Annotated in this window: 1 protein-coding gene and 1 pseudogene; both read left to right on the forward strand. The window is 39.8% G+C overall.

All coding sequences use genetic code 11. The annotated features are described in order from the left end of the window. A partial coding sequence (locus GMD6S_RS09810) for an alpha-galactosidase (protein WP_000306820.1) occupies window positions 1-522 on the forward strand: 522 nt, incomplete at its 5' end. Between the two features lie 34 nt (window positions 523-556). Further along, a pseudogene (locus GMD6S_RS13120) lies at window positions 557-726 on the forward strand (sugar ABC transporter substrate-binding protein); the annotation flags it as partial.

Consider the following 726-nt stretch of genomic DNA (forward strand, 5'->3'; position numbering starts at 1 on the left):
CGTTTACCAATTCAATACGGTTCATCCTATCTCTATCCAACCATTTCTATGGGGGCTCATGTATCAGCAGTACCAAATCATCAGATGGGACGAAAGACCCCATTGGAAACTCGTGGTCATGTAGCAATGATGGGAAATCTGGGCTATGAGCTTGATTTAACAAGTTTATCAGATGAAGAGAAGGCTGAGATTGCTAATCAGGTGAGCTTATATAAAGAATTGCGACCAGTAGTCCAGTTGGGAAATCAGTATAGGTTAATCAATCCCAATGCTGAATCCAATGAAGCAGCTCAACAATTTAACTATGGAAATCAAACGATTGTAACCTACGTCCGAGTCTTATCAGTTGTAGAAACAATGGAAACCACCTTGAAACTGAAAGATTTGGAGGTGGAAGGGCTTTATGAGCTGGAAGGGACAAACATTGTTTATTCGGGTGCAGAGCTCATGTATGCAGGTTTAACTGTTACCCTATCACCAGGAGATTTTTTGAGTAGACAGTATAAATTCAAAAGACTATAATAAAAGCGTATAAATTTATCAAGGAGGCATTCCAATGAAATGGTATAAGAAAGCAGGTTTTCTTTTAGTAGCTGGGGCAAGTTTACTAGGCCTAGTGGCTTGTGGTCAGAACAATCAATCAGCTGATGGTAAGGTAACGATTGAGTTTTTTAACCAGAAGACCGAGATGGCAGATACCTTGCAAAGGATAGTGGATGATTTTGA

It is taken from the genome of Streptococcus sp. GMD6S, from assembly GCF_000297015.1.